Source organism: Microtetraspora sp. AC03309 (assembly GCF_020826795.1).
In the GTDB taxonomy this organism is placed as follows: domain Bacteria; phylum Actinomycetota; class Actinomycetes; order Streptosporangiales; family Streptosporangiaceae; genus Microtetraspora; species Microtetraspora glauca.
In genome coordinates this window covers 1-22,907 of record NZ_JADDIL010000103.1, presented here as the reverse complement: position 1 = coordinate 22,907, position 22,907 = coordinate 1, and the positions used below count along the sequence as shown (strand labels likewise).

The following is a 22,907-nucleotide window of genomic DNA, read 5'->3' as shown; positions in this document are numbered from 1 at the left end:
CATGCCGCGGAGGCGCCCCCTGTGCCCCCCGTGACCGCCACACCGGCGGAGCCGGGTTTCCGGCGACTGTCCGACCTGGCCAGGGAAGCCCGCGGCGGCGCGTACGACTACGCCTCGGGCGAGCCGTTCGCCCCGCGCGGCCCCTACGCCGGGTATGGGCGCACGCCCTACCCGCCCGTGCGGCCCCCGTACCCCCAGGACGCGGAGGACGCGAAATCCCGCAAGCCGGCCCGGCAACCCAAGTCCAGGTCGTTCATCGGCGGATTGACCATCTGCCTCGCCCTGATCGTTGGAGGGATCATGGTCGCGGTGCAGCAGAGCACCGGTTCTGTCAGCATGCCGGTGATCGGCGGGGCGGTCCTCGTCACGATCGGTGCGGGCCTGCTCATCGCGACGTGGTGGGGACGGGGCGCGGGACTGGTCGCGGCAGGGATCATCGTGTCGGTCGCCCTCGTCGCGGGATCGACGCTGAACGGCCTCCCCAAGAACATCGGCAATTTCGCCTGGCACCCGAGCGACGTCTCCCAGGCGACCAGGGAGTACGCCGTGGGAGTCGGCGAGGGCAAGCTCGACCTGAGCGACATCAAGCTGGCTTCCGGCTCACGCATCCGCTTCGACGCGTCGGTGTCGATCGGGCAGATCACGGTGATCCTGCCTCCCACGGCGCGGGTCGAGGTCCACGGCTACGCCCGGGTGGGCGAGGTCAAGATCGACCACAAGGTCGAGGACGGCATGGACGTCCAGTTCAGCAAGGTCCTGGACCCCGAGGTCACCGGCACGGGTGACGCACCCACGATCGAGTTGCACGTGAAGGCCGGCATCGGCGACGTGGCGGTGCGCCGTGGCGCGTGACCCGGAGCGGCGCCCCCGCCAGATCCATCGGACCGACTGGCTGGCCCTCCTGTGCGGCCTGTTGTTCGTCGGCGTCGGCATCCGCTATCTGATCCCGCCCACCCCCGACCCGGTGAGCATCCTGCTGATCCTGGTGATCGGCCTCGGCTTCTCCGCGTTCGTCGCCATCATCGCGAAGGCCGTGCGCCACCGCTGAGACGGCAGGACTGTCTCACGGGAACACACGTAACAGCCCGTTAAACTGGAACGATGTTGGCCCTGGACCTCGTCAGCACCATCCGTGCGAGCCGTACGGGCCTGACGGACAGCCTGGCCGACGTCGCGGGCATGACGGAGTGGGGGCGGGCGCACGCGGATCCGCTCGGACTCGACGCGACCGCCTTCGTCGCCACCGAAGCGCTGCGGAACGAGGTCGTCGAGCTGCGCCAGGCGGTGCGCGCCCTCTTCGCCCGCGCGGTCTCCCCCGGCCCGCCGAGCGGCGCGGACGCGCACCGGCTCCCCGGATTCGCCGAGTCGCTCGACCTGGTGAACGCGACGGCGATGGCGGTGCCCCTCGCACCGCGGCTCGACTGGCCCTCCGACGGCCTCCCCGTCCGCACGACCGTTCCCGCGGAGCCGGTGAGCGAGTCCGCGCGCATCCGCGCCGCCCTCGCCGTCTCCGCGATCGAACTGCTCACCGGTCCACACCGGGAACAGCTGCGCACCTGCCTCGCCCCGCGCTGCGTGCTCTATTTCGTCAAGGAGCACGCCCGGCAGGAGTGGTGCTCCGTCGCCTGCGGCAACCGCGCGCGGGCCGCGCGGCACTACCGGCAGCACAAGGCGCACTGACGTCCCGCGTCGCACGAAGGCGGCGTTCCGGCGGCCTCCCATGACGCGATGGTGCCGTGTACGCCGTGTACGCCGTGTACGCCGTGTACGCCGTGTACGCCGTGTACGCCGTGTACGCCGTGCCGCCGCCGCGGTCTGATCGTCACTGGGCAGTGGACCCGGCCCAAGAAGCAACGGACCTGGCCCAGGAAGACCGCGCACATTCTCCTCAAATCACCCGATTGTGTGATTCATGCCACGCATTTATAACGGGATCAAGTCACGACACCCGTTATAGTCGCCTAACGGAAGAGTCCGTTAGAAGCGGTGAGGAGCAATCCCATGACCTTCAAGACCGGCCACGTCGGGCTCAACGTCTCCGACCTCGACGCGTCCACGACCTTCTACGTGAAGGTGTTCGGCTTCGACGTCGTCGGTGAGTCCCAGGAGGAGGGGCGCCGCTTCGCCTTCCTCGGGCTCGACGGCACGCTGGTGCTGACCCTCTGGGAGCAGAGCGAGGGCAGGTTCGGCACCGGAACGCCCGGCCTGCACCACCTGGCCTTCGAGGTCCCGGACATCGAAGCGGTGCGCCGGGCCGAGGCCGCCGTCCGGGAGACCGGCGTCACCGTCTACCACGACGGCGTCGTACCGCACGGCGAGGGCGCCTCGTCGGGCGGCGTGTTCTTCGAGGACCCCGACGGCATCCGCCTGGAGATCTACGCCGCCGCGGGCGCCGACGAGCGGCCCGCCCCCACGCCCGGCGCCCCGACCTGCGGATTCTTCTAAACGGCAGCTGAACGACCGACGGAGAAGGAGACGAGGATGCGGCACACCGGAGAGGCCGCGGTCCAGCGCCGCGCGGGCGTGCGTGCGGAGAACTGGGGGTCGGCGGGCACCCGGCCGGACATCCCCGACGTGGCGGCAGGCTTCCTGGCCGATCAGCGCATGCTCGTCATCGGTACGGCCGGCCCCGGCGGGCGCGTCTGGGCCGGCCCGCTGACCGGGCCCGCCGGTTTCGCCACGGCACGGGGACCGCGCACGGTGGTGATCGACGCGCTGCCCGGCGCGAACGACCCGCTGTCCGGCGTCTTCGACAACGCACCGGCCACCGAGCCGGCCACCGAGCCGGCCACCGGGCGCGACACCGGGCAGAGCACCGGGCGGGGCTCCGGGCACGACATCGGCATGCTCGCCATCGAGCCCAGCACCCGGCGGCGCATGCGGATCAACGGCCGGGCCCGCCGAGAAGGGAACAGCCTGGTCGTCACCACCGAACAGGTCTACGCGAACTGCCCGAAGTACCTCCAGACCCGCGATGTCGCGGAGGACCCGGCCACCTCGACGGCGGGCACGTACAGGACGGCCGTGCTCGCCCCCCGGCACCGGGAGTGGATCGAGGGCGCGGACACGTTCTTCGTCGCCACGCACGCGGACGGGTTCGGCTCGGACGTGTCCCACCGGGGCGGCAACCCCGGTTTCGTCCAGGTCGTGGACGAGCGCCGACTCGTCTGGCCCGACTACGTCGGCAACTCCATGTACATGACGCTCGGCAACCTGGAGCTGAACCCCGCCGCCGGGCTGCTCTTCCTCGACTGGACCACCGGCGACGCGCTGCACCTGACCGGCCGGGCCCGGGTCGACTGGGATCCCGGCGACGTGCCGGGCGCGCAGCGGCTGGTCGGGTTCGACGTCGAGGAGGTGGTCCAGGTCGGCGGGGCGAGCCCGCTGCGCTGGACCTTCGAGAAGTACTCCCGTTTCAACCCCCCGGCGAGGAGCCGATGATGCGCGTCGACGTCGACAGGGAACTCTGCAGGGTGCACGCCCAGTGCGTCTTCGCGGCGCCCGACGTGTTCGAACTCGACGAGGACGACGAACTGCGCTACGTGACCGAGCCTGACGGGTCGCTGCTGCCGGCCGTCGAGGAGGCCGCCCTGCTCTGCCCGGTGCAGGCGATCTCCTTCCGGGACTGAGAACGACACGCCGGCGCCACACAGGAAGGACATCACGATGAAGCCACCGGTTCCTCCGTTCACCGAGGAGACCGCCCGCACCAAGGTCCAGGCCGCCGAGGACGCCTGGAACACCCGCGATCCGAAGGTCGTCGCCCTCGCGTACACACCCGACTCGGTGTGGCGCAACCGCGACGAGTTCGTCACGGGCCGCGAGGAGATCGAGCGGTTCCTGGCCCGCAAGTGGGACAGGGAGCTGGACTACGCGCTCCGCAAGGACCTGTGGTCGTTCAGCGGCGACCGGATCGCGGTGCGCTTCCAGTACGAGTGCCACGACGCCGGCGGCCAATGGTGGCGGAGTTACGGCAACGAACTGTGGGAATTCGACGCGGACGGGCTCATGCGCCGGAGGGAGGCGAGCATCAACGACCTGCGGATCGACGAGCGTGACCGCCGGATCTTCGGCTCCCGGCCCGCCGAGGAGCGGGGCCAAACTTTCCCCCTGGCCTGAGATTGGGGGGTTGACCGGGGCAAACAGCGGCGTACGTTCGCAAATATCCGGTCTCACTTCCTGTCCGGGAGGGATTTATGCCCCGAATCTCCGTCACCGTCGACGGCATCCGATACGACGAGGAGGTGGAACCGCGCCTTCTCCTCGTCCACCTCCTGAGAGATCGACTGGGGAAGACGGGCACACCCATCGGCTGCGACACCAGCAACTGCGGCGCCTGCACGGTGCTCCTCGACGGAAGGAGCGTCAAAAGCTGCTCGGTGCTCGCCGTCCAGGCGGACGGCGGCGACGTCGTCACGATCGAGGGCCTGGCCACCGGCGGCACGTGGCACCCCATGCAGAAGGCGTTCCACGAGGAGCACGCGCTCCAGTGCGGCTACTGCACCCCAGGCATGATCATGGCCGCGATCGACCTGCTGCACGACGATCCCGACCCTTCGGAAGAGGCCGTACGCGAGGGGCTGGAGGGCAACCTCTGCCGGTGCACCGGCTACTGCACCATCGTCCGCGCCGTACGGCGGGGCGCGCGGGAGATGTCGCAGGAGATGCCGCGGGAAGGGATGGCGACGCCATGACCGAGCAACTCGACGCCGGCGTGGTGGCGCGGCAGATCAAGGAGGGCGACCTGCTCGGCGGCCCCGGCGGCGGCCGCGAGGTCGGCCGGGCCCGGCGGCGCAAGGAGGACGCCCGCCTGGTCACGGGACGCACCCAGTGGACCGACAACATCCAGCTTCCCGGCATGCTCTACGTGGCGTTCCTGCGCAGCCCGATGGCGCACGCGCGGATCACCCGCGTCGACACGTCGGCGGCGCGCACCCAGCCGGGCGTGGTGGCGGTCTACAGCGGCCAGGACTTCGCCGCCGAACAGGGCAGCCTGCCCTGCGCGTGGCCGGTCAGCGAGGACATCGTCATCCCCGACCACCCGCCGATGGCGGTGACGGAGGTCCGCTACGTGGGTGAGGCCGTCGCCTGCGTGGTCGCCACGGACCGCTACAAGGCGGCCGACGCCCTGGACGCCATCGAGATCGACTACGAGCCGCTCGACGCGGTGACCGACATGACGGCGGCGCTCGGCGAGGGCAGCCCCAAGGTCCACGAGGCCGGCAACAAGGCGTTCACCTGGAAGTTCGCCCAAGGCGACACCGACGCGGCGTTCCGCGACGCCGCGGTGGTGATCGACCGCACCTACGTCCAGCAGCGGCTGATCCCGTCGGCGATGGAGCCTCGGGCGGTCGTGGCGCAGACCGACGGCGACTCCTTCACCCTGCACTCGGCGACGCAGATCCCGCACGTGCTGCGGGTGATGCTGGCGCTGACCACCGGGATCCCCGAGCACAAGCTGCGCGTCATCGCCCCCGACGTGGGCGGCGGCTTCGGCTCCAAGCTCCAGGTGACCGCCGAGGAGGTGCTCTGCCTGCTGATCACCCGCCGCCTCGGCAAACCGGTCAAGTGGACGGAGTCCCGCTCCGAGGGCAACCTGACCGTCCACCACGGCCGCGACCAGCTCCAGCGGATCAGCGTCGCCGCCGACGCCGACGGCCGGATCCGGGGCGTCAAGGTGGACCTGCTGGCCGACATGGGCGCCTACCTCATGCTGGTCACGCCCGGCGTTCCACTGCTCGGCGCGTTCATGTACTCCGGCATCTACAAGATGGACGCCTACGACTTCACCTGTACGGGCGTCTTCACCACCAAGATGCCGACCGACGCGTACCGCGGGGCGGGTCGGCCGGAGGCCACGTTCGCGATCGAGCGGGCCGTGGACGAGCTCGCGGCCGAGCTGGGCATGGACCCGATCGAGCTCAGACGGCGCAACTGGATCCGGCACTCCGAGTTCCCGTACACCACGGTCTGCGGGCTGACCTACGACTCGGGCAACTACGAGGCGGCCACCGACCGGGCACTCGCGCTGTTCGGCTACGACAAGCTGCGCTCCGAACAGGCCGACCGGCGGGAGCGCGACGACCCCGTCCAGCTCGGCATCGGCGTCTCGACGTACACCGAGATGTGCGGGCTCGCGCCGAGCCGCGTCCTCGGCAGCCTCGCGTACGGCGCGGGCGGCTGGGAGCACGCCGGAGTACGCGTGCTGCCCACCGGCAAGGTCGAGGTGGTCACCGGGACCAGCCCGCACGGCCAGGGCCACGAGACGGCGTGGAGCCAGATCGTCGCCGACGCCCTGGGGGTGCCGTTCGAGGACGTCGCGGTGATCCACGGCGACACGTCCTCCTCGCACAAGGGCATGGACACCTACGGCTCGCGCTCGCTCGTCGTGGGCGGCGTCGCGGTCGTCCAGGCGTGCGAGAAGGTCAAGGAGAACGCCAAGCAGGTCGCGGCGCACCTGATGGAGGCGTCGCCCGACGACATCGAGTTCTCCCGGGGCGAGTTCCGGGTGCGCGGAACGGGCGCCTCGCGGACGATCCAGGAGATCGCGCTGGCCACGTTCGCGGCGCACAACCTCCCGGACGGCTTCGAGCCGCGCCTGGACGCGGACGCGACCTTCGACCCGGACAACTTCTCGTTCCCGCACGGGACGCACCTGTGCGCGGTCGAGGTGGACACCGAGACGGGCGCGACGAAGATCCGCTCCTATGTGGCGGTGGACGACGTCGGCAGCGTCGTCAACCCGCTCATCGTCGAAGGCCAGGTCCACGGAGGCATCGCACAGGGCATCGCCCAGGCGCTGTTCGAGGAGGCGGTGCACGACGCGGACGGCAACCTGCTGACCACGACCATGGCCGACTACCTGCTGCCGTCGGCGGCCGACCTTCCCGACTACACCACCGACCGCACCGAGACGCCGGCCACCACCAACCCGCTCGGCGTCAAGGGCGTCGGCGAGGCCGGAACGATCGCCTCGACCCCCGCCGTCGTCAACGCGATCGTCGACGCGCTTCGGCCGCGCGGCGTACAGGACGTGGCGATGCCCTGCACCCCGGAACGCGTCTGGCGGGTGCTCGACCAGGCCGGTACGGCTCCCCGGGCGGGAGCGCAGACCACGGAAGGAGGTCCGGCGTGATCCCCGCGTCGTTCGACTATGTGCGGCCGTCGTCGCTGGACGAGGCCCTGGAGACGCTCCGCGATCAGGGCGAGGAGGCCAAGGTCCTCGCCGGGGGCCAGTCGCTGCTGCCGCTGCTGCGGCTGCGGCTCGCCTATCCCGGCACGCTCGTCGACCTGGGCCGCGTCGAGGAGCTGCGGGGTGTCGCCGACCGGGGCGACCACGTCCTGATCGGCGCCATGACGACGCACTACGACGTCGTCACCTCGCCGATCGTGCGGGAGCACTGCCCGCTGGTCGCACTCGCGACGGCGACCGTCGCCGACCCCGCCGTACGGCATCGCGGCACGCTCGGCGGCTCGCTGGCGCACGCCGATCCGGCCGGGGACCTCCCGGCCGTGGCGCGTGCGCTGGACATGGAGTTCGTGGCCAGGTCGGCCGGCGGGGAACGCGTGATCCCCGCGGCGGACTTCTTCCTCGACTATCTGGAGACCGCGCTCGACCCCGGGGAGATCCTCACCGGGATCAGGGTGCCCAAGCTCGGCCCGGGATGGGGCTTCCACTACGAGAAGTTCCACCGTACGGCCCAGGCGTGGGCGATCGTCGGCGTCGCGGCGGCGGTACGCCGGTCGAACGGTGCCGTCGAGGAGGCGCGGGTCGCGCTGACCAACATGGGGGCGACACCCGTCCGCGCGACCGGAGTGGAGGAGTCCGCGCGCGGCGCCGAACTCGGCGCGAACGGAGAACTTCGCGCGGCGGCCTCGCGGGCGGACGAGGACACCGAGCCGCCGGCCGATCTCCACGCGCGGCCGGATTACCGCAGGCACCTGGCCCGGGTGCTCACCCACCGGGCGCTCCTCGCCGCGGCGGGCACCGGCTGACCCGGCGCGGTGCCCGCGCGAGCCGGCCGGGGGCGCCGCGTGCGACGCCCCCGGGCGCCCGTCACCGCCGTCCCGTTCGTCCTGTGGCGGCGACGGGCACCCGGGTCGTACTGTCGCAGATGGAAGGGCTGGCGCAGCCGACGGAACGGAGTCGTCCCATGGCAATGCGGTTCGAGCACGAGTTCACGGTGCCGGTCCCGGTCGAGCGGGCGTGGCCGGTGCTGCTGGACGTCGAGCGGGTCGCGCCGTGCCTGCCGGGAGCGACGCTCCAGTCCGTCGAGGGCGACAGTTTCACCGGCGGCATGCGGGTCAAGGTCGGCCCGATAACCGTGACCTACCAGGGCAGGGCGTCGTTCGAGGACGTCGACCAGGCCGCGCGCACGCTGACGCTCAAGGCGTCCGGCAAGGAGGCTCGCGGAGCCGGTACGGCGGGAGCCACGGTCCACGCGAAGCTCATCCCCGAGGGCGACCACACCCGGGTGCGGGTGGAGACGTCGTTCAACGTCACCGGGCGGCCCGCCCAGTTCGGCCGGGGTGTCATGGCGGAGGTCGGCGCCAAGCTGATCGACCGCTTCGCCGGGAACCTCGCCGCCCTCCTGGAGGAGGGGGGCGGAGCCCGGGGGACGGTCGCGGCCGTTCCCGTCGCGTCCACCGGACCCGCGCCTGTCCAGGGCGACGGTAGCGCGGCGCGGCCCGAGGAGACGGGCGCTCCCGAGGCGGCTCTGGAAGCGGAAGGCGCCACCCTTGAGGAAACCGGCGAACCCGGCGAACCCGGCAGGAGTGGCGGGAGCGGCGAGCCCGCCCCGGCCGCCGGGCCGACGCCGCACCGCCACCTGACGGCGGTGCCGTCCCCGCCCGAGCCTCCGGCCGGGACGCGTACGGCGCGGGCGGCGAAGGCGTCGAGGACGGCCGACGAGGAGGCCCTCGACCTGCTGCGCGTCGCCGGAGCACCGCTGCTCAAGCGGCTGGTCCCCGTGGTGGGCGCGCTGGCCGGCGTCGCCCTCGTGATCTATCTGATCCGCCGCCGCTTCTCCCGCTAAACCAGCAAAAATCCCGTCATCTTCTCTCGAGCCGGGACAAGCCACTAAGACGTGAGGGAACACCCCGAGTGTCAGAACCGGCGTTCGGGGGGTTCGCATGGCGGTGCGGCCGGATGTGACCGTTGTCGTGATCACCTACAACGACGCCGCCAGGCTCCCCAGAGCGGTCGACTCGCTCGTCCACCAGTCGCTGCGCAACCTTGAGATCATCGTCGTGGACGACGCGAGCACCGACGGCACCGACCGGGCGGTCCGCGACATGCCCCGGGTCAGGTACATCCGCCGCAGGTCCAACAGCGGCGGCTGCGGGGCTCCGCGCAACGCCGGGATGGCCGCGGCCCGCGCGCCGTACATCATGTTCCTGGACAGCGACGACGAGCTGCCGCGGCACGCCTGCAAGAGCCTGCTCGCCGAGATCGAACGGACCGGCGCCGACTTCGTGACCGGCCAGATCTCGCGCCTGTTCGAGGAGACCGGGAGGACGGCGCCCTACTATCCCTCGCTCTTCCGCCGGCGGCGGGTCGTCCCCGGGATCGCCGCCGACCCCGCGATGTTCTTCGACGGGTTCTCCACCAACAAGCTCTACCGGCTCGACTTCCTGCGCGAGCACGGCCTGCGGTTCCGCGAGGACGTGCTCTACGAGGACCACATCTTCACCGCCGCCCTCTACCGCGCGGCGCGGCTGTTCGCCGTCGTGCCGTGGCCGGTCTATCTGTGGCACCGCGCGCCCGGCGGCGACGCGTCCATCTCGCTCCGCCTCGGCGCGATCGAGAACGCGCGGCACCGGGTGGTCGCGGCGGAGGCCGCCGACCGGATACTCCGGCGCGGCGGCCTGGACTGCCTCGTGCCCGAGCGGCAGCACCGGTTCGTCACCCAGGACCTCCGGGTCTACCTCAACGCGCTGCCGAGGTTCGACGCGGTGTGGGCCAAGGAGTTCGCCGCCGTGGTCCGTCCGTACCTCACGGCACTCGAACCCGGGGTCCTGGACCGGGCGGAACCGATGGTCCGGGTGTGCGCCGCGCTCATCCTCGCGGACCGGGTCGACGACCTGCGCGTGGCGGCGCGCTCGCTCACCGGCGCGCGGGCCGCCCCCCGCGAGGCGCTCACGCGGGACGGCCGGACCTACTGGGGACGCGAGGCCGACCCCGCCCTCGACATCACGGCCATGCGGCTCGCCGAACTGCCGTTCACCGCCACCCGGATCAGGCACGAGGTCACCGAGGCGTCCGTGAAGGGTTCCGTCCTCTCCCTCACGATCCGCACCTACGACCCGTTCTCGGTGCTCGACCGCCACCCGTCGGTGGCCCACCTCGTCTTCGGCCCCCATCGGGTACGGCTCTCGCCACACGAGCACGCGGACGGCGGGTACCTCCTCCGGGCCGACGTGGATCTGTCGGGGGCGAACCCCCGCCCGTTCTGGTGGGCCGGTGCCCATGACCCGAAAGTGTCCTTCACCAGGGCGGACGGGCACACCACCGGCGACCGTCTCCTCGCCGACCCCTCGATGCCGCCGCTCACGGCGTCCACGGCGACGCACCGCGTGACCGTACGGCCGGCGGGCGACAGCGCCCTGCTGCGCACGGTGTGGGAGCGGCGCGGCCCGCTCCGGCACGTGGTGCCGCGGCTGCTCGCCCTGCGCAGAAGGATCATCGGGCATCCGGGGTACCGGAACCTCAAGCTGCGGATCTACAGGGGACTGATCCGGGTCGTCCCCCGGCGGCGTGACCTCGTGCTGTTCGAGTCCGACTGCGGCAGGGGCTACACCGGGCATCCCCGGTACGTCCACGAGGAGGTCCGCCGCAGGAAGCTGCCGCTCAGGGCGGTCTGGTCGGTGTCCGCGAACCGGCGCAACTTCCCCGGCGACGTGACCAAGGTCCGGCGGATGAGCTGGCGTTACCTGTGGACGATGGCGCGGGCCGGCTGGTGGGTGGACAGCCACGGCATGCCGCTGGGCTTCCCCAAGCCGCCCGGCACCCGCTACCTGCAGACCTGGCACGGTCAGGGCTCCAAGTCGGTCGGGCTGAACTCGCCGGACCTCAGGGGAGACTTCCCCGGCCCGCGCGAGGAGTGGCGGGCGAACGTGGCCCGCTGGGACGCCCTGGTCTCCCCCAGCGCGGAGTTCGAGCGGATCTTCCTGCCCGCCAACGAGTACTCCGGCCCGCTGCTGCGGTACGGCTCGCCGCGCTGCGACGTGCTGGTACGCGGGGACGCCGCGGCGGTGGCGCGGGCCAGGAAACGACTGGAGATCGGTGAGGGGGCCCGGATCCTGCTGTACGCGCCGACCTACCGGGACCGCGCGAAGCTCTCCGGCCGGTCGGTCCGGGCGGACCTCGACCGGCTGGCGGCCGAGCTGTACCCGGAATGGGTGCTGGTCCTGCGTACCCACCCGGTGGAGCGGTTCGCGGTGCCCGAGCGGCTGCGCCACTTCGTCCGGCCCGCGGGCGGCTATCCCGAGATCAACGATCTGATCCTGGCCGCGGACGTGCTGCTGACGGACTACTCGTCGGTGATGTGCGATTTCGCGGTCACCGGCAAGCCGATCGTGCTCTTCGCCGACGACTGGGAGGAGTACCGCCGGGCCGAGCGCGGTGTCCACCACGACCTGCCCGAGATCGCCCCGGGCCCGTGCGTCACCACCACGGATGAGCTCGTCCGCGTGTTGCGCGACCTCGGACCGCCACCGCACGGCGCACCACACACGGCACCACACACGCAATCGCACGCGGCCTGGCACGCCCGGTACGCGGAGCGATACGCGGCCTTCCGCCGGATGTGGTGCGCCCGGGAGACGGGAGAGGCGGCGGCTCGCGTCGTCGACGCGTTCTTCGCCGGGGCCGTGGTCCCGCGTCCGTCGTTCGCCCGGTCCCTCGTCGCGGCGATCCTGTCCCCGGCCTTCCCCGACCGGAGACGCCGGAAGCGGCCGGTCCGGAAATGGGCGGCCCGGTGAGAACCGTCCTGTTCGCCTGCATGGACGCCGACACCCTGGGCGGGATCCAGCGTGTCACGCACACCGTCGCGCAGGGCCTGGCCGAGCGCGGCTACGAGGTCCACGTGGCCGGCCTGCACCGGTCCGCCGACCCCGTCCGCTACGTGGAGCGGCCCGCGTACGACCGCCACGTGATCGGCGCCACGCCGCCGGAACGGGCCTGGCGCCGGTCCGACCGGCGCGCCGTCACGCGGCTCCTGTCCCGCGTCGGCCCCTGCTACGTCGTGATGACCTCACCCGCGGTGGTGACCAGGATGCGGGACCTGCTGGCGCCGCATCGCCACCTCGGCATCGGGCAGTATCACGGCTCGTTCGACCACGCCCTCGGCTCGTGGCACTTCCGCTCGGTCCGGGCGCACTACGGCGCGCTCGACCAGGCGGTCTTCCTCAGCGCCGACGACGCCAGGCGCTTCTCCGAGGCGGCGCTGCTGCCCAACACCTGCCACCTGCCGAACCCGCTCCCCGGCTGGCCGCAGACGGTGGCGTCCGTCGGCGGCCGGCGGATCCTGGGCGTGGGGAGGCTGGCCGGGGTCAAGCGGTTCGACCGGCTGATCTCGGCCTTCGCGGCGGCACGCCGTACGGGAGTGGACCCGGGCTGGGAGCTGCACCTGATCGGGGACGGGCCCGAGGAGGAGCGGCTCCGGCTGCACGCGACGGCGGAGGGTGTCGCGAGCAGCGTCGTCTTCAGGGGGCGGATACCGGCGGCGGGGATGCCGGTCGAATACCTCAAGGCGTCGGTGGTGGGGCTGTCGAGCGAGCACGAGGGGCTGCCGCTGGTCATCGGGGAGGCGGCGTCGTACGGGGTGCCGTGCGCCGCGTTCGACGTGTCCGGAGGCGTACGCGCGCTGGTGGTGCCAAGACGCACCGGCCTGCTCGTCCCCCCGGCGGACGTCCCGGCCCTCGCCGCGGCGCTGTCACGGCTGATGGGCTCGGCGGACGAGCGGCGGCGGCTGGGTGCCGCCGCCCGCCTGCACGCGGAGCGGTTCCGGCTGGAACACGTGCTCGACCGCTGGACGTCGCTGTTCGAACACGTCAGCCGTTGACGAGCTCGCGGGGACGCTGCGCGGGGAGGCCGGCGCGGGTGCGCTGACCGTCGGTCAGGAGGGCCGCGATCGGGCCGGGCTCACGCAGCCGGACCAGCAGGTCGCGGTTGCCCTTGCGCCAGCGCGCGGCCTTCCGCTTGCCCGCGGCGGCCTTGTACGCGGAGAGGTGCCGGCGCTCCGCCTTGGGGGCGCCGCTCAGCTCGTACCCGCAGGCCGCGAGCCGCTCACCGAGCACGTCCTCGCAGAGCGAGATCTCCCACGGCTCCAGCCGGGAGGACCAGCTGCCCGAGCGCGCGGTGGTGACGTCGCCGTGCGTGTTGCTGTGCCAGACCTTGTGCGCGGGCACCGCCACGCGGGCCACGTGCCTGGGCTCGCACATCGCCGGGTCGTACTCCTCACCGATGAACGTGCACAGCTTCCTGAGCTCGTGCTCGGGGTCGGCCGTCAGGTCCTCGTACCGGAGCTGGTAGAAGGTGTCCGCGGGGAGCTTGCGGGCGTTGCGCCGGCCGAAGTCGATGGCCTCGGCCCAGTTGGACACGGCGTGGAAGCTGTCCAGGGTGTACCAGGGCATCTCCTTCAGGGAGGCGACGCAGTCACGCCCGTCCCTGACCAGATGGATGAACTGGGCGTCGGGGAACATGCGCGTCAGCATGTCCACGTGCTTGAAGTAGCTGGGCCGCTTGTCGCCCCAGCGGGGCTTGCCGAAACGCTCGGCGTAGCTCTTGAAGACCGTCCCGATGACCGAGCCGAAGCTGCCCGGTCCCATCATCGCCGTCTGGATGAACTCGGCCTTGTCCAGGCCCAGCTCGCGGAACTTGGTGTTCCTGCCGTTCGCGATCCACTCGGCGAGCCTGCGGCGGTTCTCCGCCTGCCGCATGTCCCCGTACGACTTGCGCGAGAAGTAGGCCGGGACCAGGAACCGCGTCTCCGGCGGAACCGCGATGCGCGGGTGGGAGTGCAACATGAGCTGCAGCATCGTCGTGCCCGAGCGCGGGCAGCCGACGACGAAAATCGGCCTGTCCGACTGCATGTGAATCAATCCCCCTGTGTTGGTAACTCAGCGTGCGGCGACTCGGTGCGCCGGCCGATGGCTCGGCCGCTCCGGAAGTCCCGCGATCGCGCGCTGCCCTTCGGTCAGCAGCGCCGCCACGGGGCCGGGCTCGCGCATCCGGTCGAACCGCTCGGTGACGCCCTTCTGCCACCGCTTCCTGCGGAAACGCGACGCCACCTTCCGGTAGGCCGCCAGGTGCTCACGGGCCGGCTGCGGCGCCCCGCTGAGCGTGTAGCCCTGGTCGAGAAGGCGCTCCCCAAGCACCGCCTCGCACAGTCCGATCTCCCACGGCTCCAGCCGCTCCGCCCAGGTGCCCGACCGTTCGGTCGTCACCTCCGAGCGGGTGTTGACGTGCCAGGTCTTGCGCTCCGGCACGACGTCCGCGACCCGGTACGGCTCCCGCATCGCGGGGTGGTACTCCTCGCCGATGAACGCGCACAGCCGGGTCAGCGCGTGCTCGGGGTCGGCGGTCAGGTCCTCGTACCGCAACTCGTGGTAGCTGTCGGGCGAGAACTTGCGCGCCGCGCGCCGGCCCAGGTCGATCGCCTCGGCCCAGCGGTGCGCCGCGTGGTAGATGTCCTCGCCGAACCACGGCATCTCCTTGAGCGAGGACACGCAGTCCCGGCCGTCCCTGATCAGATGGATGATCTGGGCGTCGGGGAACATGGCCAGGATCTCGTCGAGATGGCGGATGTACGGCGGCCGCTTGTCGCCCCATCGGGGCTTGTCGAACCGCTCGGCGAACATCTGGTAGACGAGGCCGACGACGGAGCCGAGGCTGCCCGGTCCCTCGACGGCCCTCGTGACGTAGTCGTCGCGGTCGACGCCGAGGTCGGTGAACTGGGTGCGGCTGCCGTCGGCGATCCACTCGGCGAGCCTGCGCCTGTTCGCCGCCTGCCGCATGTCGCCGTACTTGTGCCGCTTGTTGTACGCGTGCACGACGATGCGGGTCTCTGGCGGCACGGCCAGCCGCGGATGGGCGTGCAACATGAGCTGGAGGAGGGTGGTACCCGAGCGCGGGCACCCCACGACGAAGATCGGCCGTTCAGACAAGAACCTTCTCCCTTTCCCTTACCGGCACAGCGCGGGTCACCTCTCTGGTCGCCAGCCAGGCCCGGTAGACGAGGACGCACTCGAACGCGAGCAGCAACGCGCCCGTCACCGCGGAACTCCAGAGCCAGCCCACGGCACCGAGGACCGGTCCGATCACGAAGACCGCGGCGTGGAACTCGATGCCGCTGATCACGTGCGAGCGGACGCGGTGCGCCACGAGGAACATGCGGACGCGGTCGTACCAGGGGAACTGCGCCCGGAAGCCCCTCTGCAGGTCCACCAGCGCGCGGCCGTCCTCGTCGCCGACGCGCTCGAAGTCGCGCCGTACCTGCTCGGTGCTGCTCCCGGGGGCGGCGCCGAGCAGCTCGTCCATGAAGACGCACTCGGCTCCCGCGCTCTCCCTGGCGGCCGCCCTCGTGCAGTCCCGGACCCGCTTGAGCTGCGGGCCGTTGATGTAGCGGAACAGGTCGAGCACGACGATCGCGGCGCCGGCCACCACGTAGACGAGGTCACCGGTCCGCGCGTACAGCGCGGAGGCGATGCCGAACGCGCAACACAGGACCCGGATGCGGTCGCCCACATAGTCCAGCCAGAGACCGAACGGCGTCCCGTTGCCCTTGAGTCGCGCGATCTTCCCGTCCATGCAGTCGACGGTGAAGCTCACGAAGAACAGAACCGCTCCCGCGATCAGCAACTCCTGGGCGAAGCACACGGCCGAGGTGAGGCCGAGCACCATGGACAACCGGGTCAGCCCGTTGGGGGTGATCGAGGTGTGATTGGCCACCAGCAGCGCGAGCCGACAGGCGATCGGATCGACCAGGAAGACGGTCCACCACGAGTCCCTGGGCTTTCGCACCGCCAGAACATCGTCCAGCGTGAAGCTTCCCATGCACGCCAGCATGACTACGTTGAGTAGCCACCTACATGCGAATCGGTGCTAGGAAGGTCAACTCGTTGCCAGTTCTTGACTCTCCCCCCGACCTCGTCAAAGCGTCCCGCGAGCGTGACGGTCATCGGTTACAGTCCTGTCCCGGGGGGAGATCATGCCGGTTGGAACGTTGTATCGACGGCTGCGAACGCGCCTGCTCGCCGGGGGGACCACGCCGGGCGCCGCACTGATCAGGAAAGACGCGAGCCCGTTACAGGCGCAACGGGAGACCTTCGGGCTGGTGTGCTCGGCGCTCGCGAGCGCCGGCGTGCCGTACTTCTGCGTCCGTCCACCGCGGGGCAGGCCGCCCGCCGTGGCGGTCGCGACGACCCACCGGTCAGAGGCGTTGTCAGCTCTGGCCCAATGCGGACAACCGTTCCTCGCCGGGCGGCAGCCGTACGGCAGGCGCGGCGAGCGGTCGACGGAGGTGGGCGAGATGCTCCCGCTCCGGCGCGCGGGAACGCTGGAGAACGCCCGCGTGGTGCGGGTCGCGCTCTACTTCACCAGCCCGTCGCACACCCTCACCCTGGGCGCCGAGCACGGCTGCGACCTGGAGTTCTGGGCGCCCGAGGGAGACATGCTGGTGGCGCCGCGCCCCAACCGGTCCTGCGACATCGTGCCCGCGCACGGGGAGACCGTCCAGGGCGGCGAGGAGCTGTTCAACAACCTGGTGTCGCCGTCGCGGAGCATCGGCGGCTATCCCACACGGCCCGAGTTCACCCACCGCCTGATCGACGACATCGACTTCCCGATCGACGCGGTCTACACCTGGGTCGACGGCTCCGATCCGGCCTGGCGCGCCCGCCGGGACCTGGCGCTGACCGGCGGGCTCAGCGAGCTCGCCACGACCGACGCCCGTTTCGTCAGCAGGGACGAGTTGCGTTACTCGCTGCGATCGCTCCTGACGTACGCGCCCTGGGTCAACCGGGTGTGGGTGGTCACCGACGGTCAGCGGCCTCCGTGGCTGGACACCTCCGACCCGCTCGTCTCGGTCGTGGACCACAAGGAGATCTTCGGCGACCCGTCCGTGCTGCCGGTGTTCAACTCGCACGCGATCGAGACGCAGCTGCACCACATCGACGGGCTGTCCGAGCAGTTCCTTTACCTCAACGACGACTTCTTCCTCGGACGGCCGCTGCCCGCGCACACGTTCTTCGAGGGGAACGGGATGCCGCACTTCTTCCCGAGCATCGTGCACGTGCCGTTCGGCTCCCCCGCGGACGAGGAGTCGCCGGTCCACGCTGCCGGCATGAACAACCGGCGGATACTCGAAGCCCTGGCCGGGCGGACGCTCACCCAGAAGATGAAGCATGTCCCCTACGCCCTGCGCCGGTCCCTCCTGTACGAGGTCGAGGAGCGGTTCGCCGAGGACTTCGCGGCGACGGCGCGCGGCGCCTTCCGCGAGTCCAGCGACATCTCGGTGGTGTCGTCGCTGGCCCACTACTACGCGTATCTGACCGGGCGCGCGGCGCCTGGCATGATCGACTACACGTACGTCGATCTGGCGCTGGAGGAGACTCCGGCCAAGCTGCGCCGCATGCTGGCCAAACGCAAGCACGACGCCTTCTGCCTGAACGACACGGCGCCGACGACCGAGGAGCAGGACGCGCTGCTGATGCGCTTCCTGGAGGCCTACTATCCGACGCCCAACGCGTTCGAGCTGTCCTGATTCGTACCGTCTTAATTCGTACCGTCTTGATTCGTGCAGCGGGCCATCGCGAAGTCGCCGGAGATCCAGTGTCCGGTGCATTCGAAGGATTCGGGGAACAGGTCGTCTCCCCAGTCGGTGGCCCGCATCTTGCTCGCGTAGCCGACCACCCACAGCGTCCGCACGTCGTCCAGGCGCCTCGCCTGGGCGCGGCGGCGCACGTCCCGCCCGGAGAAGCTGCCGTCCCGCTCGGGTGACCTGCGCAGCAGCACGTCGTCCAGGCGGTCGAAGATCCCGGGGTAGACGACGGTGTACTTCCTGGTCAGCCCGGGGGCGAAGGCGACCGCGTCGCCGGGCCGCGCCGCGCTCGCCAGCACCGACATGAGCGGATCGGGGTTGTCCTGCCGTCCGTCCGGTCCCCGCGTCGCGAGGTGACCGGGGATGGCCAGCCCGATCCCGACCGCGAGCAGCGGAACCGCGAGCCGGCGGGGCAGCGCCGCGAGCCCCGCCCCCGCCAGCAGAGCGGCCGCGGGCACGCAACACAGCACATAGCGGAAGACGAAGACCGGGTGGAGCGCCCACGACACGGCCAGCAGCGCGAGCGGGGCCACCAGCAGCCACGGCAGCGCCAGCCGGGCGACCGCCCCGCACCGGGTGAGACCGTACAGCGCGAGCGCGAGGACCAGCGGCGCGATGCCCGCCCACGCCGAGTTCGTCGTGCCGAGGTCGCCGAAGATCCGGATGGCGAGCAGCCGCAGTTCTTCCGGCCCGGGAGTCCGGATCCAGCCGACCTGCCCGCTCTGACCCGACGAGATCCACGCCAGCGGCAGGACGGCCGCCATCGCCAGTGCCGCGGCTCCGCACCAGCGTGTGACCGTGCGCCGCGTGCCCGGGTGCGAGGAGCCGCGCCCCCGCCACGCCTCCGCCAGGACGTACACGCCGTGCCCGCCGGCGACCAGGAAGGCGAACAGGTTCAGGTAGGCGAGCCCCGCCACGGCCGCGCCGTACAGGAGGAAGCGCCGCCAGGAGGGCGCGCGGAGCGCGCGCACGAGCAGGAGGGCCACCCCGACTGCTCCGGCCATCGTGATCCCGTACGGCCGGCCTTCCTGGACGTAGCGCGAGAAGATCGGCATCACGGCCAGGAGCAACCCGCCGTACAAGCCGGCGCGGGCGTTGCCCAGTGCCCGCCCGAGTGCGGCGAGCCCGCTCGCGGCCAGCACGCCGCCGAGCACCGAGGGCAGGCGCAACGCCACGTCACCCGTGCCGAACACGCCGGCCACGACGTGCATGAACGCGTAGTAGACGCCGTGGACGGCGTCCACCCGGCTCAACAGGTCCAGCAACTCGGACGGCGTACGGACGACCGCGCTGACGGTGGCGGCCTCGTCCCGCCAGATGGGCGGGCCGTCCAGGCCCCACAGTCCGGCGGCCAGGGCGACCAGACCGGGCGGCAGGAGCGTCGCGCCGCTCCTGAGGCGGGGAAGCGCGAGAGGCCGCGCGAGCGCGCCGGCCGGGAAAAGGCTCATCGAGACTCCTGAAACGAGGAACCCCGGGTTTCAGCCGCGGGGAGAGGTCAGGACAACATGCGATCGACGACGCGTTCGGAGGCGTGGCCGTCGTCGAAGGGGCAGAACCGCACCGCGAAGTCCCGGTAGCGCGCCGCACGGCCGAGTCGCTCTCCGTGCCGCAGCGCCTCGCCGACCGCGTCGGCGACCTCGTCCGACGTACGGACGATCGGGCCGGGGGCCTCCTTCTCGAAGTCGAAGTAGAAGCCCCGGATCTGGTCGCGGTACCGCTCCAGGTCGTAGGCGAAGAAGACCATCGGCCGTCCCGTGCAGGCGAAGTCGAACATGGCCGACGAGTAGTCGGTGACGAGCACGTCGGTGACGGCCAGCAGGTCCGCCATGTCGGGAAATCTCGACACATCGACGGCGAATCCGCCGGGTGATCCCCCGCCGGCCCCGGGGACGACCGTGGGCATCGCTGTCCGCCCGGCCATCAGATAGTGGGCGCGGACCAGCAGGACGGTGTCGTCACCGAGCGCCTTGGCGACCCGGCCGACCTCCAGCTCCAGGTCGACGCGCCCCCGGCGGGAGTGCTCGTCGTCGCGCCAGGTCGGCGCGTAGAGGACCACGCGCGTCCCGTCCGGAAGGCCGAGGTCCGCGCGCACCCGGTGCGCCCGTCCGGGCCGCAGCAGCACGTCGTTGCGGGGGTAGCCGGACTCCAGGACCTCGCCCTCGTAGCCGAAGGCGCGCCGCAGGATCGGCGTGGAGAACGGGTTGGGCGACACGAGCACGTCCCACATGGCGGCGTAGCGGTCGAGTCCCTCGTAGATGTCATGGCTGGCCAGCGGCTTGCCCCTGACGTCGCGGCCCAGGCACTTGAGCGGGGTGCCGTGCCAGGTCTGCACGAACGTCTGGTCCGGCCGATCGACGTACCAGGACGGCTGGGTGCGCCGGTTCGCGACGACGAAGCGGCTGGTCCCGAGCGCCTCCTCGTGCTCGCGGGAGCCGTACAGGACGGTGCGGACCCCCTCGGGGACCGCGAACTGGCCGTCCCTGGTGACCCAGATCAGGTCCGTGCCGAGATCGCGACGCTGGAACTCCTCCGAGATCGCCCGGGGGTTGCACGAGTACTGGTTCCCGCCGTAGCTGTCGAAGAGCACCGCGTCCCTGATCCGCGCGCGATGGTGGCGCCGCGTGCCGCGGAGCCTGCGCAGGGCGTACCTACCGCGCTCGTCCGGGCGCAGCGCCGGCCTGACCAGGAGCGCGAGCTCGCCGCCGAGGCCGGGCAGGAAGGAGATCCGGTGCACAGACGTCGTGTGCGGCTCCGGCGGGGCGGCGAGCAGTTCCTGGCCGAGCGCGAGCGGCCCGTCGCCGAGAAGGACACGCCATCGCCCGCCGCGCACGGGCAACCCGTCCGCGGTCGCGCCGATCGTCGCGGTGAAGCGCCCGCCCGACCACCTGACCGGCCACTCGTGCCGCTCTCCCGGATTGCCCGGGTCCCCCGCGTCCGTTGAGCCCCCGGAGCCCCCGGAGCCCCCGAGCAGAAGGGCGATCCGGTCCGTACGGCTCTCGCCCTCCCCGGTCAGGACCAGCTCGTGGTCCTCCGTCCACCGGACGCCGGTGATCCTGCCCGCCACGGGGACGGCGGCGGGGTGGAGCACGGCGGCGTCCTCGGAGCCGCGAGCCGTGAGGACCAGCCCGCCTTCACGGGTGAGGGACACCTCGACGCCGCCCACGTGGAAGCCCCGCCGGCCCGCGTCCCGGTGGCCGGCCGCGCGTGCGTCGCGGGTGATGCCGCGCGTGGACACGCGGGTATGCAGCGTCCACGTCCCTTCGGGGATCTGAGCTGGGTCGAGCTGGACGAAAAAGCCGGATCTGTCGTGAGAGACGGCGGACTGCCGGGAGTCGGCGGTCACGTCCGGCCGCTCAGCGCGGCCCGCCTTCAGCGGCATCCGCCGGTCACCGGATTCGAGCCAGACCTCGACGTCGCAGAGCTTACTGTCCACGCGGCAGAGGTAGGCGTGCCCGGTGATCCGCAGCAGCCGGCCCGTCCACCGTACGTCGTCGACCATGGCGTGGACACGCAGTTCCGGCCCCGCCTCGTAGATCGCGTCGGGGACGCGGGGATCACCGCGGAAGGGATAGTCGAAGTACCAGCGCGGGTCGCGCAGGCCGCTCCGCACCACGCCGTGATCGTCGATCTCCGTACGCGCGAACCGCTGGACGACCGCCAGTTCCTTGACCATGCCTTCGCGCAGGAGGTGGATCTGGAGGCGCTGGAGCGCCGGCAACTCGTCGGCCGCGGCGGGGTGGAGCGCTTCGAGGCACGCCCGCGCGTGGTCGGACAACCTCCTCGCGACCCCCGCCCGCGCCGTGGCGAGCATGTCGAGGAGGAGGGGGAACTCCGTCTCCGCGATGTGCTGGTCGTGCCGTCGCCGCAGCTTGCGGGCGCGCTCGGCCAGGAACGCCGACACCGTCGCGGCCGACGCCAGCGACCGGGCGACGCGGTCCGGGTCTCCCCTGCGGTCGCGCGCCGAGCCCGGCCGGGAACGCCACAGGTACACGGCGTCGCTGAGCACGTCGGTCGCGGCGGACAGGACGTGCGCCGGGATCGCGACCGGCGCGTCCTCGTACAACCCCTCGGGGAAGACGAAGCCGTGCGCGTCCCAGAAGGACCGGCGGAACACCTTGTTCGTCACGTGCCGGTCCTGGAGAAGGTCCCGGTTCACCCTGACGTGGGTACGCGGCACGGTCGTCGCGAACCCGGGCGGGACGACGCGCGACTTCACCGACCCGTCCTGCCGCAGCCGGGTCACCGCGCCACAGGCCAGGTCGGATCCGGTCTCGTCGAGCGACTCCACCATGGTCCGGTAGGCGTCCTCCGGGACCATGTCGTCACCGTCCGCGAAGGCGAGGTACACGCCGGTCGCGTGCGCGATCCCGGCGTCACGCGCCGGGCCCGCGCCGCGTTTCGGCCCGCCGACGATCGTGAACCTGGAGTCGGCGGCGGCGTACGCCCTGGCGATGGACGGCCCGGAGTCGGTGGAACCGTCGTCCACGAGGATGAACTCGACGTCCGTGAGCGTCTGCGCGCGCAGCGAGCCGAGGCAGTCCTCGAAATGCTCCGCCACGTCACAGAACGGAACGATCACCGAGAGTCTGGGAGCCGTACGCACGCGGCCAGAATGCCCGCGATCACCTGTCGGGATCGGGCGGACGTCGTACCCTTACCGCGCCTTGGGCGATTCTTGACCAGGGCTACCCCCGCTCCGCCGCCGTCCCGAAGACCCGGTCGACCACCCGGCGGGCGGCCATGCCGTCGTCCAGCGGGCAGAACTTCGCCACGAAGTCGTGGCGAAGCCTCGCGTACTTGGCGGAGACCTCGCCCGCGTGCGCGACCGCCTCGATCACCTCGTCGGTGGTGCGCAGCAGCGGCCCGGGCACCTCCGCCTCGTAGTCGAAGGGGAACCGGCCCGCCCATTCCTCGACGTCGTACGCGAAGAACAGCATGGGGCGTCCGGTCGGCGCGAAGTCGAACATGGCCGACGAGTAGTCCGTGACCAGGACGTCCGCGAGCGGATAGAGCTCGCGGACGTCGGGATGGGCGGACACGTCGCGGACGAAGTTCCCCATGTCCCCGATGTCCCCGATGTCCCCG

Annotated in this window: 20 protein-coding genes; 14 read left to right on the top strand and 6 right to left on the bottom strand. The window is 71.5% G+C overall.

Annotation, left to right across the window (positions count from 1 at the left end; translation table 11 throughout):
* The 13 genes from IMZ11_RS38310 to IMZ11_RS38250 all read left to right on the top strand — a co-directional run.
* Positions 1-852 (top strand): LiaF domain-containing protein (locus IMZ11_RS38310; RefSeq protein ID WP_228647745.1); only part of this gene is annotated, 852 nt, incomplete at its 5' end.
* Positions 842-1,048, top strand: coding sequence for a hypothetical protein (locus IMZ11_RS38305; RefSeq protein ID WP_061253296.1), 207 nt, complete (start codon positions 842-844; stop codon positions 1,046-1,048). The genes IMZ11_RS38310 and IMZ11_RS38305, both read left to right, overlap by 11 nt.
* 53 nt (positions 1,049-1,101) lie before the next feature.
* On the top strand, positions 1,102-1,680 hold the full coding sequence (locus tag IMZ11_RS38300; protein ID WP_228647742.1) for an ABATE domain-containing protein: 579 nt from the start codon (positions 1,102-1,104) through the stop codon (positions 1,678-1,680).
* Positions 1,681-2,001: 321 nt separating this feature from the next.
* Positions 2,002-2,445 (top strand): VOC family protein, encoded by a 444-nt coding sequence (locus IMZ11_RS38295; RefSeq protein WP_228647740.1) that lies wholly within the window; start codon positions 2,002-2,004, stop codon positions 2,443-2,445.
* Between the two features lie 36 nt (positions 2,446-2,481).
* Positions 2,482-3,441 carry a pyridoxamine 5'-phosphate oxidase family protein gene (locus IMZ11_RS38290; protein WP_228647738.1) on the top strand — a complete coding sequence of 320 codons (960 nt, stop codon included), beginning with the start codon at positions 2,482-2,484 and terminating at the stop codon, positions 3,439-3,441.
* Positions 3,438-3,629: a ferredoxin gene (locus IMZ11_RS38285; protein WP_308066896.1), complete on the top strand. Its 192-nt coding sequence runs from the start codon at positions 3,438-3,440 to the stop codon at positions 3,627-3,629. Before IMZ11_RS38290 ends, IMZ11_RS38285 begins: the two co-directional genes overlap by 4 nt.
* A 37-nt stretch (positions 3,630-3,666) precedes the next feature.
* Positions 3,667-4,119: a nuclear transport factor 2 family protein gene (locus IMZ11_RS38280; RefSeq protein ID WP_061253291.1), complete on the top strand. Its 453-nt coding sequence runs from the start codon at positions 3,667-3,669 to the stop codon at positions 4,117-4,119.
* 77 nt (positions 4,120-4,196) lie between these two features.
* Positions 4,197-4,694: a (2Fe-2S)-binding protein gene (locus IMZ11_RS38275; RefSeq protein ID WP_061253290.1), complete on the top strand. Its 498-nt coding sequence runs from the start codon at positions 4,197-4,199 to the stop codon at positions 4,692-4,694.
* The gene (locus IMZ11_RS38270) at positions 4,691-7,135 is read left to right on the top strand and encodes a xanthine dehydrogenase family protein molybdopterin-binding subunit (protein ID WP_228647736.1); all 2,445 of its coding nucleotides are present in this window, start codon (positions 4,691-4,693) and stop codon (positions 7,133-7,135) included. Before IMZ11_RS38275 ends, IMZ11_RS38270 begins: the two co-directional genes overlap by 4 nt.
* Complete coding sequence (locus tag IMZ11_RS38265; protein ID WP_228647734.1) at positions 7,132-7,995, top strand: xanthine dehydrogenase family protein subunit M; 864 nt, start codon at positions 7,132-7,134, stop codon at positions 7,993-7,995. Before IMZ11_RS38270 ends, IMZ11_RS38265 begins: the two co-directional genes overlap by 4 nt.
* Positions 7,996-8,153: 158 nt before the next feature.
* Positions 8,154-9,035, top strand: a complete 882-nt coding sequence (locus tag IMZ11_RS38260) for an SRPBCC family protein (protein WP_228647732.1) — start codon at positions 8,154-8,156, stop codon at positions 9,033-9,035.
* A gap of 115 nt (positions 9,036-9,150) precedes the next feature.
* Complete coding sequence (locus IMZ11_RS38255) at positions 9,151-11,982, top strand: CDP-glycerol glycerophosphotransferase family protein (protein WP_308066895.1); 2,832 nt, start codon at positions 9,151-9,153, stop codon at positions 11,980-11,982.
* Positions 11,979-13,064: a glycosyltransferase gene (locus IMZ11_RS38250; protein ID WP_228647728.1), complete on the top strand. Its 1,086-nt coding sequence runs from the start codon at positions 11,979-11,981 to the stop codon at positions 13,062-13,064. Before IMZ11_RS38255 ends, IMZ11_RS38250 begins: the two co-directional genes overlap by 4 nt.
* Here the strand turns inward: IMZ11_RS38250 and IMZ11_RS38245 are convergent.
* The 3 genes from IMZ11_RS38245 to IMZ11_RS38235 are packed head-to-tail and all read right to left on the bottom strand — an operon-like array spanning position 13,054 to position 16,057.
* Positions 13,054-14,094, bottom strand: coding sequence for a sulfotransferase (locus tag IMZ11_RS38245; RefSeq protein WP_061253287.1), 1,041 nt, complete (start codon positions 14,092-14,094; stop codon positions 13,054-13,056). The two genes, IMZ11_RS38250 and IMZ11_RS38245, sit on opposite strands and share 11 nt — an antisense overlap.
* A gap of 27 nt (positions 14,095-14,121) precedes the next feature.
* Entirely contained in the window at positions 14,122-15,168 is a 1,047-nt protein-coding gene (locus tag IMZ11_RS38240) for a sulfotransferase (protein WP_228647726.1), read from the bottom strand.
* Positions 15,161-16,057: a CDP-alcohol phosphatidyltransferase family protein gene (locus IMZ11_RS38235; protein ID WP_228647724.1), complete on the bottom strand. Its 897-nt coding sequence runs from the start codon at positions 16,055-16,057 to the stop codon at positions 15,161-15,163. Before IMZ11_RS38235 ends, IMZ11_RS38240 begins: the two co-directional genes overlap by 8 nt.
* 154 nt (positions 16,058-16,211) lie before the next feature.
* Here IMZ11_RS38235 and IMZ11_RS38230 point away from each other — a divergent pair, with 154 nt between their 5' ends.
* Complete coding sequence (locus IMZ11_RS38230) at positions 16,212-17,765, top strand: stealth family protein (RefSeq protein ID WP_228647722.1); 1,554 nt, start codon at positions 16,212-16,214, stop codon at positions 17,763-17,765.
* Positions 17,766-17,776: 11 nt separating this feature from the next.
* On the opposite strand, the gene IMZ11_RS38225 is transcribed toward IMZ11_RS38230, so the two are convergent.
* The 3 genes from IMZ11_RS38225 to IMZ11_RS38215 all read right to left on the bottom strand — a co-directional run.
* Complete coding sequence (locus tag IMZ11_RS38225; RefSeq protein WP_228647720.1) at positions 17,777-19,270, bottom strand: glycosyltransferase family 39 protein; 1,494 nt, start codon at positions 19,268-19,270, stop codon at positions 17,777-17,779.
* 47 nt (positions 19,271-19,317) lie between these two features.
* Positions 19,318-22,401, bottom strand: coding sequence for a bifunctional glycosyltransferase family 2 protein/CDP-glycerol:glycerophosphate glycerophosphotransferase (locus IMZ11_RS46505; protein WP_228647747.1), 3,084 nt, complete (start codon positions 22,399-22,401; stop codon positions 19,318-19,320).
* 106 nt (positions 22,402-22,507) lie between these two features.
* Positions 22,508-22,907 (bottom strand): CDP-glycerol glycerophosphotransferase family protein (locus IMZ11_RS38215; protein WP_228647718.1); only part of this gene is annotated, 400 nt, incomplete at its 5' end.